Annotated in this window: 9 protein-coding genes; 4 read left to right on the top strand and 5 right to left on the bottom strand. The window is 65.1% G+C overall.

The features are described from left to right. Positions 1-13: 13 nt before the first annotated feature. Positions 14-925, bottom strand: a complete 912-nt coding sequence (locus NE850_RS32835; RefSeq protein WP_007181802.1) for a LysR family transcriptional regulator — start codon at positions 923-925, stop codon at positions 14-16. Positions 926-1,081: 156 nt separating this feature from the next. Between NE850_RS32835 and NE850_RS32830 the strand changes: the two genes are divergently transcribed. Next, positions 1,082-1,903, top strand: a complete 822-nt coding sequence (locus NE850_RS32830) for a ProQ/FinO family protein (RefSeq protein ID WP_007181803.1) — start codon at positions 1,082-1,084, stop codon at positions 1,901-1,903. Positions 1,904-1,920: 17 nt separating this feature from the next. Here NE850_RS32830 and NE850_RS32825 read toward each other — a convergent pair whose 3' ends face one another. Further along, on the bottom strand, positions 1,921-3,273 hold the full coding sequence (locus NE850_RS32825; RefSeq protein ID WP_007181804.1) for a TAXI family TRAP transporter solute-binding subunit: 1,353 nt from the start codon (positions 3,271-3,273) through the stop codon (positions 1,921-1,923). Positions 3,274-3,574: 301 nt separating this feature from the next. Between NE850_RS32825 and NE850_RS32820 the strand changes: the two genes are divergently transcribed. From NE850_RS32820 to NE850_RS32810, 3 genes are all read left to right on the top strand, one after another. Continuing rightward, on the top strand, positions 3,575-4,036 hold the full coding sequence (locus NE850_RS32820; protein WP_007181805.1) for a DUF2946 domain-containing protein: 462 nt from the start codon (positions 3,575-3,577) through the stop codon (positions 4,034-4,036). A 108-nt stretch (positions 4,037-4,144) separates the two neighbouring features. Beyond that, positions 4,145-5,041 carry a hypothetical protein gene (locus NE850_RS32815; RefSeq protein ID WP_310699877.1) on the top strand — a complete coding sequence of 299 codons (897 nt, stop codon included), beginning with the start codon at positions 4,145-4,147 and terminating at the stop codon, positions 5,039-5,041. A gap of 16 nt (positions 5,042-5,057) precedes the next feature. Then, on the top strand, positions 5,058-5,456 hold the full coding sequence (locus NE850_RS32810; RefSeq protein WP_007181807.1) for a copper resistance protein CopC: 399 nt from the start codon (positions 5,058-5,060) through the stop codon (positions 5,454-5,456). Between the two features lie 64 nt (positions 5,457-5,520). On the opposite strand, the gene tssM is transcribed toward NE850_RS32810, so the two are convergent. The 3 genes from tssM to tssK all read right to left on the bottom strand — a co-directional run bounded on the left by tssM (position 5,521) and on the right by tssK (position 12,433). Then, positions 5,521-9,567 (bottom strand): type VI secretion system membrane subunit TssM, encoded by a 4,047-nt coding sequence (gene tssM / locus NE850_RS32805; protein WP_007181808.1) that lies wholly within the window; start codon positions 9,565-9,567, stop codon positions 5,521-5,523. 102 nt (positions 9,568-9,669) lie between these two features. Beyond that, on the bottom strand, positions 9,670-11,001 hold the full coding sequence (gene tssL / locus NE850_RS32800; RefSeq protein ID WP_007181809.1) for a type VI secretion system protein TssL, long form: 1,332 nt from the start codon (positions 10,999-11,001) through the stop codon (positions 9,670-9,672). Between the two features lie 85 nt (positions 11,002-11,086). Continuing rightward, positions 11,087-12,433 carry a type VI secretion system baseplate subunit TssK gene (gene tssK, locus NE850_RS32795; protein WP_310699876.1) on the bottom strand — a complete coding sequence of 449 codons (1,347 nt, stop codon included), beginning with the start codon at positions 12,431-12,433 and terminating at the stop codon, positions 11,087-11,089. Between the last annotated feature and the right edge of the window lie 9 nt (positions 12,434-12,442).

The following is a 12,442-nucleotide window of genomic DNA, read 5'->3' as shown; positions in this document are numbered from 1 at the left end:
CTTGCCGCGCGTTTCACGCGGCGGGCGTGCCCGTCGTCACGCGCCGGATCTCTTCGCCGATGATGTCGATCAGCGCGCGCGCCGCGGGCCCGATCGGCCGCTTGGGATGGCTCACGAGGATGATGTGCCGCACGATCGGCGGTGAGGCGATGGTGCGCGCGCGCAGCACGCTTTCGTCCACTTTGCGCTGCACCACCACGCGCGGCAGGATCGTCGCAACGGCGCTCTGCTCGACGAACTGCACGATGGTGTTCAGCAGGTCGATTTCGAACTTCGGCTTGATGACCACGTCCGCGGCCAGCAGCGCCGCGTCCAGCACGCCGCGCAGGCCGTTGCGGCGCGTGGGCAGGACCAGCTCGATGCCGGTCAGCGTCGCGAGATCGATGGCGGGCGGCAGGTCGGGGCCGAGCGCGGCGCTCGTCACCAGCACCATCTCCTCGTCGAGCAGGGGCACCACGTCGAGCGCGAGGCGCCCGCGCGGCTTGTTGATGACGGCCGCATCCAGCCGGCCCGCTTCGACCGCGTCGATCAGCTGCGCGCTGAAGCCGTCGGCGACTGACACCTCCACCTGCGGGAACAGCGCGTTGAACCTGGCGAGCGACTCCGGCAGCACGCTTTCCGCCTCCGACGACACCATGCCGAGCGACACGCGCCCCGTGACGATCGCGTCCTGGCGGCTCAACTGGTCGCGGGCCCGGTCGATGTCGCGCATGATCGGCGTGTAGAGACGGTACATCTGGCGCGCCGCGTCGGTCGGCGTCATGCCGTGCGGCCCGCGCTCGAAGAGTTGCTGGCGCAATTCGGTTTCGAGCTTCGCAATCTGCATGCTGAGCGCGGGTTGCACGATATTGAGCCGTTTCGCCGCCCGCGTGACGGAGCCGTCTTCGAAAAGCGCGATGAAATACTGAATTTGCCTAAGGTCCATGAAACGCCGGAAGTGGCCGTGGAGAGCGGAAAACACCGAGTCTAACCGTAGCGCGCCGGGCCATCACGCCGGCCGGCGCAGCCTGCCTTGCGGCATCGTCGCGAGCGTGTCTCCTTACGCTGCTACAATCTCGTCTTTCTCGATCGATTGTGCGCTATGGGTTTCGAACAACTCGCTGAACTGAAGAAGCAATTGGCCGCGGCCCGCGGCGAGGCTGCGCCCGCCGCCAAGTCCGGCGCCAAGCCTGCTTCGAAGGACGCCAGGCCTGCTGCCAAGGACGGGTCCAAGCCGGGCGCGAGGCCTGCCCGCAAGCCCGCGCCGCCGCGCCGTGCCGCGCCCGCTGCCGAATCCGGCGGCAGGCCGGCGGTGGAGGCGAAGCCGGTGGACCCGGTGGTGAAATCGATCGGGCGGCTGCAGAAACGCTTCCCCATTGCTTTTCCCAAGAATCCGGCGCCCAAGCTGCCGCTGAAGGTCGGTATTTTTGAAGATCTCGTCGCGCATGCGAAGGAACTGTCGTTGAGCGAAGCCGAATTGCGCGACGCGATCAAGACATGGTGCCGTGGCAGCCGCTACTGGAAAAGTCTCGTCGAAGGCGCGGCGCGCGTCGATCTGACGGGCGCCGAGGCGGGCAAGGTCACGGCGCAGGAAGCCGCCGGCGCGCAGCGTCTGCAGGCACATCGGGCCGGCAAGGGCGCGCCGAAGGCGGCGGCCGGCGCGGGGAGCGCGGATGCAGGCGCGACCGCCGGAGCAGCCACGGAAGTGGGCGTGCAAGCCACCGCGGAGGCAGCGGGAGCGCCGGCCGGGACAGCGAGTGTCTCGGCGGCCGCTGCGGTCTCGCAAGCCGTCGAAGCGGGCAAGCCGCAGGCCGGTGCGACGGATGCGCCGGCTGATCGCGAAACCGTGCAGGAAGTCGCGCAGCAACCGGCTCACCAGGTTGCCGCTGAGCCGGTCAGCACGCCAGCCACCCGCGAAGCCTGAAAAAAACCGCCACCCCCCTAGGGGTGGCTGCCTTGCCGCGACGCAGCCCCTAGCCGGCTGCGCACGAACCCGACGTGTTCGCGCAGCACATAGAACGCGTCGGCGTAAGCGAGCGGCATGCGCAGCCGGTTCAACGAATCCTCGATCTGATCCAGTTCCGCGAAGAGCCGCTTGCGCTCCTCGTCGGTCGAATCGGCGAGCGCGCCGCGTTCGATCGCAATCAGCGAACCATAATAGCGATAGATGCGTGAGCGCACCCGCCAGCGGTACAGCGCCGGAATCAGGCGCATGGCCGGAAACAGCAGCACGGCCACCGGCAGCAGCAGAACCAGCGTGCGGTCGCCGATGCTCGCCAGCCAGAACGGCAGCGTGCGGTAGAGAAAGCTCTTGCCCGTCTTGTAGTAGCGCTGCGCGTCCTCGCTGATCTGATATTCACGCACCACCGGACTCGGGAATTGCCCCGCGCGCTGCAATAACCCCGGCATGCCGTGCACTTCCTGCGCCGCTTCGATCAGCAGGTCGGAGATGGCCGGATGCAGTGTGTTGCGGGCCACCAGTTCGACCGTCGGGCTGATCAGATGCACCGTTTCGGGCGGAATGGTGCGCTTCAGATCCAGCACGCCGACCGGCAGGTCGATTTCGTCCAGATAGGGAAAGAGGCGCGTATAGGCGCTCGCTTCGGCGAAGTTCATGACCGAAACGCCCGGCACCTTGAGCAGGCGCAGCATCAGGCCACGGGTTGCGGAGTCGCCGCTCAGGATTGCCGCGTCCACTTCACCCGCCACGAGCTGGGTGGCGGCCTGCAAGCCGTCGCTCGGCACCAGTGCGGTGTTGCCGCCCGGCTCGATACCGTTGGCATCCAGCAGTTTGAGCGCCAGCAGTCGCGTGCCGCTGCCTTCGCGGCCCACCGCGATCCGTTTGCCTTCCAGTTGCGAAAGCTGGCTCAGGCCCGCGCCGCGATAGAACACCACCACCGGAATATAGAAGACGCTGCCGAGCGACATCAGCGACGAAGTGTTGAGGCCGTCGGCTACGCCACCCTGCACGAAGGCGATATCGACATGCTGCTTCGGATCCAGCAGACGGTGCAGGTTCTGCACGGAGCCGTCGGACTCCAGCACGTTCAGCGTGATGCCGTTGCGGGCAAGGATTTTCCGGTACTGTTCCGCGGCGACGAGAAATGAGCTGTCGTGCGGACCGGCGCTCATGGTGATCGTTTTGGGCGGCGCCGGATCGATCAGCCAGACGATCAGCGTAACCACGAGCACGATGACCACGGCCACGACGATATAAGGCAACGTGTGATCGCGCCACTCGGCATGCGGCTGTTCGCCATTGAAGTGTGGGGGACGCGGGCGCTGCGCTTTCATGGATACTCCGTGCCGGGAGCCGGGATGATCGCATTGTCCACTGTCCGTGGCGCGTTTGCCGTCGGCAGTTTGCTCTATTGACCCCGGGGCGGGCAAAGTTTTCGCCGTGCGGCGACGCAAACGGGGCTGGCAGGAGAGCGGGCGGCCGACATCCGACGTTCGAAGATGTGGCGTGGCGTGGCGCGGCGCGTGCCTGGCGGCTCGATGAAATGCCCGCCGTAACGTGTGCCTCGGCAGGCGGAATGCGCGGGTAGCCGTGGCATAATCCGCGACAGCTTCCCATCGTGTCGCCGGGCGCATCGTGAGTCGTTTCTATCGGAAGATCGGCAGTTGGCTGGGATTGTTCGCGATCCTGATGGCCACGCTCGCTCCGACGATCTCGCATACGCTCGCCGCCCGCAGCGATGAAAGCGCCATGTCGGGCGAGCATTGCGATATGCCGTCGATGGCGTCCACGGGTTCGATGGACTCGATGCCTTCAATGGACGCGATGCGGGACGACGCGCCGGAGGCGTCATCGGTCGCATCCTCTACGCCCGATCAGCCGGGCAACGATCACACCCAGCACACCGCCATGTCCGACGGCGATGCCTGCGGCTATTGCAGCCTGCTCGCCCACATGCCCGTCGTGCCGAGCGTCGAGGGACTGTTCGTCGTCACCGTCCGTGCTTTGCAGCACACCGCCGCGACCCGCTTCGACAGCGTGCGCCGCGTCGAACCGCTCACCTTCGCGCAGCCCCGCGCCCCTCCGTTCGCATCCTGATTCGACGACTCATCACGCGCGATGCATCGAGTGCATCGCGGCTGCCGACGCACGTCCCTCGCGACTGTGCGCGCCAGCTTTGTCACGACCCATGAAACAGGATCGATCATGCTTACCCAGACAACGCGCAGCGGGACACCGCTGCGCGCGGCGTCGCTTGTCGCGGCCGCCGCCGGCGCACTGTTGTGCGTGCCTTCACCCGTTAGTGCCCACGCGATTGCGGGCAATCGCATCTTTCCGTCGACGATGGCCGTGGACGACCCCGGCGTGGGCGACGAAGCCAACCTCGAGTTCGGCCATCAACGCGTGCCGGGCGACAACGGCGACCAGAGCATCAACACCTTCGACTTCGAGTACGACAAGCTGATCACGCCGCGGCTCGCCGTGTCCGTGGACGGCACCTATGCGATGCAGAACAATCCGCGGGCGCGCGGCTTCGACAACTTCGGCGTGGGCCTGAAGTACCTGCTGTACGTCAACGACGCGCACGAATTCATGACCTCGATCGGCGTGGATGCCGAACTCGGCGGCACGGGCAGCCGCGCGATCGCCGACAACTTCTCGACGATCTCGCCGACCGTATACGCCGGCAAGGGGATGGGCGATCTGCCCGATTCGCTGGCGTATCTGCGTCCGCTCGCGATCACGGGCGAAGCGGGACCGGCACTGACCACCGGCGCGGGACAGCCGGACGCATTCAACTACGGTTTCACGGTGCAATACAGCTTGCCGTATCTGCAGCAGCACGTGCGCGATGTCGGTCTGCCGCAGCCGTTCGCGAATCTGATTCCGCTGGTCGAGATTCCGTTGTCGCGCAGCCAGGGGCAGACCACCGGCACGGTCAATCCGGGCTTTATCTGGATCAACCGCTACGGGCAGTTCGGCGTGGAGGCGCAAGTGCCGATCAATCGTGCGAGCGGCTCGCACGTGGGCATTCTGGTCCAGGCGCATATCTTCTTCGACGATGTCGCGCCGACGACGATCGGCAAACCTCTATTCCAGTAAAAGCAGGAGAGTCATGATGAATATGAATAGCATGATCGGGAGCCGTCGCCGCAGCGGCCTGCGCGCAGCAGCGAAACTGGCGGCGTCGCTCGCCGGTCTCGCAATGGCGGGCATGGCCTTCGCGCATGTATTCCCGCAGAAGCAGGAGCCGGGAGCGGGCGCGACGGTGGCCTCGCCCGCGCAGGTGCGGGTGATTTTCGACGGGCCGCTCGAAGCGGCGTTCAGTTCGCTGACAGTGACCGATGCGAGCGGCAAGCAGGTCAACGCGCAGAAAGCCGCGGTCGACGAGCATCAACCGGCGCTGATCGCCGTGCCGCTGCCGCCGCTCGCGGCGGGCCGCTACACGGTGCATTGGGTGGCCGTCGCGTCAGACGGACACCGCACCCACGGCGACTACGCGTTCAATGTGAAGTAACCGGAACTGCGCCGTCCGTCGGGCTTCATCGGGCGACGCGCATTTCCGGTCATAGCACGCGAGTTCAATCGCGCACGCCCGGCGCCGCGGGCGCTGCCGCCTGCGGCAAGCCGGGCGGCGGCCCGCTGTCGGTGAGGGTGAGCATCGGCATCGAACTCGGGCATCTGAACGTTTTCAGCACATCGCTCGTTAGCGGATTGGCGACGCTGCCCACACCCGCGATATCGAGCACGGCCTTGCGACCGTCGAAGTCGAAGGCGACCCGTGTGCGCCCGGGTATCGTGGTCTCGACCACCTGTCCTTTCTGGACCAGCCGCAGCAGCGCCCACGGCCCGTCCGCCGCAAGCGTCGAAGTCTCCGGCCGGATGCGCGGCTCGGCCGTCAGCTCCGCGCGCACCCCGCCGCGTGTGCCCGGCCACGTCACCGGGAACGACGTAACCGGCCCATGCTGATAGAGCGTCGTCTGACCGTCGATATCGATCATCAGGCCGGTGATCGTCGGATCGAGCTCGGGAATCCGGATCTCCGCCTTCCAGGACAACTGCTTCTGGTCCGGGTCGGCAAAGAAGATCTCGCGAATCGCCTTGGCGTGCTGGAAGGGTTCGAGGTCCGGACCCTGGACAGGCTCGGTGGCGCCGGCCAGCGTCCTGTAGCGCCAGGGTTTCGCCGACGTGTCCACGAATGTCGAGAGCGTCTTCGTGAAGAAGTCGTCGATGACGCCGCCCTGCGCGAAGACGCGCGTGAAGTCGTCGATCCGGACCTCGCGCCTGCTGTCGGCGGCGAACGGATAGTTGCCTTCGATCGTGAGACGGCAGGTGTCGCCCACCACCGCCTGCATCTGTCGTGACAGCAATTGGCCGATACCCTGATTCACCTCGCGCGAGCCGTCGCCGGCTAGCGCCAGCAGCACGGCGCGAAACGGAGGCGGCATCGTATTGGCGGTCATCTTGAGCCTGGCCGCCGCGTCGCTCGCCGGCGGCATGCTGTTGTTGGCGAGCGCGTTGTCGGCAACCGTCAACGCGGTGTAGTAGTCGTTCAGCAGGTTCGTCACGCCGTCCAGACCGGTCTTGCCGGCTTGCGCGGTGGCCGCCTGGGCATCCGCGTTGCCCGTGACCACCTCGCGCAGCGCGGCGAAGCGACTATCGACCAGCTCGCGTTCGACGATTTCCGAGGCCCGGATTCCGAGTGTCTTGTCCGCTTTCTGGCTCAGTTGGTCCGCCGCCTTTTGCAAGAGGGAACCGTCCGCCGCCGTGACGGGCGGCGTCAGCGTGGTCTCGCGCACCGCCGCGCGTGCGAGCCGTGCCAGCGGTGAATCCGGCGCCGCGAAGCTGCGCAGCACCTGCAGGTTGAACTGCAGACTGGTTCCGCTGACCGTGCGGATATCGCCAAGAAACGCGTCCCACTGTCGTGCGTATTCCGTCAGATATTGCCGGCGGATGGCGTCGGTCAAAGAGTCGTCGGCGCCGGTCGCCGTGCTGGCGAATTCAGCCGTTTTTTTTTGAGCCTCGCCGAGATAGGAGCGGCCCATCACCCAGGCGTCGTCGTCCCGCGCGGCCTCGACGAACTCGGGCAGGCGCTTGTCGAACAGCTGCCGGTATCCGTCGAAGGTGAAGAGTCCCGGCACGCCGCGCGACAGCGGCGCGCCGCTCGCCCGCGTGAAGACGAGTCCGGCTTGCGGTCCGACCGCGCGGATCAGCGTGAATTCGTCGGGCGCTTCTCTTTGCATCGCCGTCCTCGCGCGTTCGTACAGACGTTCCGTGGCGTTGCTGCCATCGAGAAACGAGCGTGCCTGCTGCACCAGTGAATCGTTGCGGATCAATGGTGACTGGACCACACGACTGCCTGAAAAGAGCTGCTGAACGTGCCCGATCATCGAGGCGCGGCCGCCGAAAGCCGTCGCGCTATCCGTGTTCGCCCAGTCGTTGAGCACCCAGGTTTTCACGTCTTCGGCGTTGAATTTGGCCTTGTCGTAAAGCATCAGGTAGACGCGCAGCGCGTCGTAGGCCGCCTTCGAATCCCTGTTTGCCACCGCCTGCGAGACGACGTCCTCTACACGCCGGACGATCTGCGGCAGCAGAAGATTGTCCTCAAGCATGTCGTACGTGCGGCTGCTTTCAGTGACGACGTCAGGCGCCGTGTAAAGACCGAAGCGGTACGCGCTATCCGGGTCCGACAGGTCGAGCCCCGGGAAGGTCGGCAGATAGCGCGCCTCGGTGAGCGTATCGGGGATCGCTTCGGCTTTCGGCTCCTTGTACAGTTGCGCGACCTTTGCGCTCAGCGCCTGCGTTTTGCGATCGATCAGGGAAAGATAATCGCCGTTGTGGCCGAAGCTGAGCCGCAGGCCAATTGCCAGCCATGCGAAAAGGAGCACGGCGAGAGTATGGCCGACGAACCGCAGCAGACGGAAACGGAATTCCCAGCGCAGGTTCGGCCGCACGAGCTGTGATTCGGCGAACACGACTTTGGTAAGCAGGTCGTGCAGGAAGTAGCTCTGATTGCCGGCCGGTCTGGACGCACGCGTGCCCGCCGCCCGATCGGGCGACGCCGACAGCCGCTGGGCGATTGTCCGCCGCTCGGCGACCAGCGCCTCGCCTGCCTGAATCGCGCTCGTGAAATAGACGCCGCGCAGGGTGGCGTGAAGCTGCGTGTCGTCGTAACGCGAGTCGAGGAACACGCGTTCGATCAACTCGCCTAGCGGTTGCGACAGCGCAGCAAACTCCTCGGATAGCGCGACGAGCTGGCGGCGTCGGGTGGCATCGAATTCGTCCTGCAAACGCGTGTTGACGCCGTCGGCCAGACGGGTCGTCAATAGGCTGAGTTCCTCGTCGCAGCGAGTCCGCACGCCTTGGGCCGCAATGGTCTCCTTGCCGTAGGGCAGCGTAAAACCCCAGGACTGGGCCCTCCCCTCGGCCGTCAATGAAGCGAAGTATTCGTTGAAGCCGCTCAGCCGGTCCATTTTGGTCACGACGAGATAGACGGGAAAGCGGATGCCGAGCGTTTCGCGCAGCTCCGCGAGACGTCCGCGCAACGCGGCCGCTTCGGCCATGCGCGCGTTCTCGTCCAGTCCGGTCAGCACGGCGAGTTCGAGGGTCAGTATCGTGCCGTTGATCGGCGCGCGAGGCCGGTGCTTGCGCAGCATCGCGAGAAAGCCGAACCATTCATCCGCGTCCGTTTTCTCGCGCAACCGGGCCGCGTCGGGATGAATGGTACTGGAGCTTGTCGCCGCGCCGGGTTGCGCGGCGAGAGCCACCACCGTTTTGTCCTTGTCGCTCGCGTTTTCATTTTTCGACGCAGGCTTCGCCTTGTCGGCGGATTGTGTCGTCGCAGTAGCGAGCGCCGACGATAGCCGCTCGTGCTGCGAGGTGCCATGCCGCGTATAGTGGCCCGCGGTATCGATCAGTACCGCGTCGTTGGTCAGCCACCAGTCGACGGACTCGGTGCCGGCGAGAGCGCCGATGGTGCGCTGCATCTGCGCCGCGACGGGAAACGGCAGTCCTGCATTGAGCAGGGCGGTTGTTTTGCCGGAGCCCCGCGAGCCGAGCGTGATGTACCACGGCAGTTCATACAGGTAGCGTTTGCCCTGAAACAGCCGCCCGATTCCACGCGCTCCCGTGCGCATTGCCTTCAGGCGTGCCAGCGCGCCCGATACGATCGCATGCACGTTATCCAGTTGCTCCGCCGCGGGCGAGACCTTCTTCTTGCCGCCGAATTCGAGCAGACTTTTGAGGAATTGCGCGTCGGTGCGCATTTTCTGCCAGAGCCGGAACGCCCAGTACACGACGAATATCGCCAGTACGAGTGCAATCGCGATCAGACGCGCCGACGCGGGCATGAACGGTTGTTCATGGCCGAACGCAAGGAGCGGCGAGGCCTGCCAGATCAGCAGACACAGTAGCGCCACGAAGAACACACTGGGGGACCAACCGGCCAGCCATAGCAGCACGCCGCCCAGCATGAGCGCGATCACCAGCACACGCATGCCGACGGTTGCGAGCGGCTTCAGACCGCCGAACGCCACGAGCGGACCGACAAACCAGATCACCAGCGCGACAACCAGCAACGCGGCGAGAGCGAGGAACTGGCGCGATACCAGAAACGACAACTTCTTCATGCTTGAATTTCCCGAGTGGCCTTTTTGATCCGCTATTGCTTGACGGTTGTTGCGTGGCGGTCGTTGCTTGATGGTTATTGTGTGGCGGCTGTTGCTTGGCGGCTATTGCGCGACCGTGATTTCGACGCGGCGATTCTGCGCACGGCCCTGCACGGTCGTGTTATCCCCGACCGGATCGGCGTCGCCCCTGCCCACCGCTTCGAGTCGGACCGCCGGCACGCCCGCTGTCTGAAGCATCTGCATGATCTGCGTGGCGCGCTCTTCGGAGAGCGCGGCGTTCGACGCGAACTGACGGCTTTTTATCGGCACGTTATCGGTGTACCCCAACACCGATACCTTGCCCGATACCTTGGCAATTTCGCCTGCGATCTTCGTGATCAACGGCGTCATCGAGGTCTTCACCGCCGCGGCTCCCGGCGGGAACATCGAATCTCCGCGGAACGTCACCGAGCTGTGATGCGCGTCTTCGTCGACGCTCACCGTGCCTGCGGCGATCTCGTTCTTCAACAGTTCCTTGAGGTGCAGTGCGCGCGTGGCAGGCGGCGTCATGCGCCCGATGTCGGCGATCTGTTTGCGGACCTCCGCGCTCCGGTTCAGCAGCTCGTATTTGAAATAGCCGAACAGACCGATCAGGACGACGGATAGAACGGCAAGCGTGACCCACACCGGGAAGTCGAAGAACGACACGCGCTTGCCCTTCACCTGCGATTGCCAGTGCGGTGACAGCGCAACGGCCAGACTCCCGCGCCGCGTCATGATCTCGTTGTAGAGCCGCTGACGCACGGTTTCATGTTTGCGTCGCCCATCGGCCTCGTAGCGGTAGCGGCCTTCGAAGCCCAGGCTAAGAATCCGGTAAATGAGTTCGAGCAGGTCGAGATGTTCGTGCGAATCGCTCATCAGCCGCCCAATCAGCAGATAGACTTTGGTGCCGCCTTGCCGATCTTCGTGGAAAAGCGTGGCCAGTCCTTGGGTATTCCATTCGACGCCGGTTTGTCCGCCTTTGCCCCATACCGTTTGCATCGCGGCTTCGTCGAGTGCCGTGCACAGGCAATAGCGTGCGCCGAGCATATGATCGCGGCGAATGCCGATCTGGTCGCAGAGTTTCTGGAACATGCGCACTTCCTGCTCCAGCAGGATTCGCAACTGTTCCGTCTCGTTCTGTTTCAACTGCACGGGCAGATCCGCCAGCGCTCGCAACAGAGGGCGAGCTGCTTCGAGCAGCGGGTTGCGCGCGGCCCTGATGGCCGCAAGGCGCTCCGCAGTCGATTCGCCCGGCGGTATCTCCCGATCAGGAGACGGGGCAGGCGCCGCCGCCTTCGCGTTTCGGGTAGACGCTCCACCGGGCGCGGCACGCGAGACGGGAGCCGATATGCCGCCCTGGTCGCCGGACCACGGGTCAAGCTCGCCTGAACGGTTCGCTGCTTCTGAGTTCACTGGCTGACCTTTATTCTCTGGATTTTCGTTGCTCTTGCCGATTCGAGGCACGCGCAGTTCGCGCGGCCTGCTGCCGGCTCATGCGCTAGCCGCGCACGCCCCACAGTTCGAGTTTCAGCGACGGAAATTCGCCGGCGACGTGCAGGGCGAGTCCGCCGTGCCGCGCCACTTCGTCCCACAACGGACCGTTTCGAGCGAGCTCGTAATAGACGAAGCCCGCGTTGAACGGAATCTGTCGTGGCGGCACCGGCAGCGCCTGGAGCGCGATGCCCGGCAGATGTCCGCGCACGAGGTCCGGGAGCCGCTCAGAAGGGCCGGCCTTCGCCTGGGCGGCAAACTGTTGCTGGAGCAGGTCGGGCGGCATCGCGGCGTGCACCGCTAGCACCACTGCGGTGAAGCCGCGCACGTCGACGGGATCGACCACCGCGTTGCGCATGCCATGCCCCAGCTCCTTCAGTTCGATGCGCTGCGCGCTGCGCACCAGTACCGCATTGAGCAGCATGTGCGTGTCATCCACCAGGGGCTTCAGACAAAGATGCGGCGTGGTGTGCTGGTAGGCCGGATGGGAGTCGAGCGGCCGCCGGCTGTCGGTGCGCACATAGGTCGACAGTTCTCCCGCCATGCTGAGCAGCAGCGCATACAGATCGGCCGGCGAGGTGGTCGGCACCCGGCGCAGATGCTGAAGCAAAGGCTCGTAACGGTTGAGCGTTTGCAACAGCAGATAGTCGGAGACTTCCGCCGTGGTGCCGGCATTGCCGTTGGCGCCGGTCAGCCGGGTGGCGAGCGAGTTTGCACGCAGGCGTGTGAGCTCGTGAATCTTCGCGAGCCAGCTCGTGAGCAGCTCGCTTGCGCCGAAGCCCGCCACCGGCGGAATCAATGTATCGTCCAGAACGATGCTGCTGTCCGCGTGAATCGTCTTGACGCGCGTCAGCGCAAGTCCGATCCATGCGTCGGTCAGTTCCTTCTCGGGCACGAGCCGCAGTCGCAGATTCGACAACTGCACGGTCTTCGAACCTTGTCCGATCGAATTCGTATCGCGCAACTCGGCGTCGAACACGAAGTTGCGGGCAAGCGAGTCGGCGGCGTTGTCGAACGTCGTCTCTTCGCCGTTCGGCACGCGCACGGGCACGGCGAGATAGATCAACTGGTCGAGGTGTTCCGCGCGGACGGTGAGCGGCGCGGACGGTGGCGTACTGCCGGGCGTATCGAACGGCGTGCCGTCCGCGAACACGCCGCTGGCCGACTTCACGATCACCTTGCCGAGCGCCAGTGCCTCGCTATCGAGGCTGTAATGACTGAAGCCGAAGAAAAACGGCGAGAGGGTGGCCGCGCGTCTATGCGCGTAATGTTCGAGATATCGCTCCTGTTGCTGGAAAAGCTGTGGGCGCAGAAAAAGCCCCTCGCTCCAGACGACCTTGTTGTGCCAGCTCATGCGTTCATT

The organism is Paraburkholderia sp. USG1 (assembly GCF_031570135.1).
GTDB lineage: Bacteria > Pseudomonadota > Gammaproteobacteria > Burkholderiales > Burkholderiaceae > Paraburkholderia > Paraburkholderia dioscoreae.
Note: the sequence above shows the minus strand (reverse complement) of the source record. Positions and strands in the feature narration are given on the sequence as shown.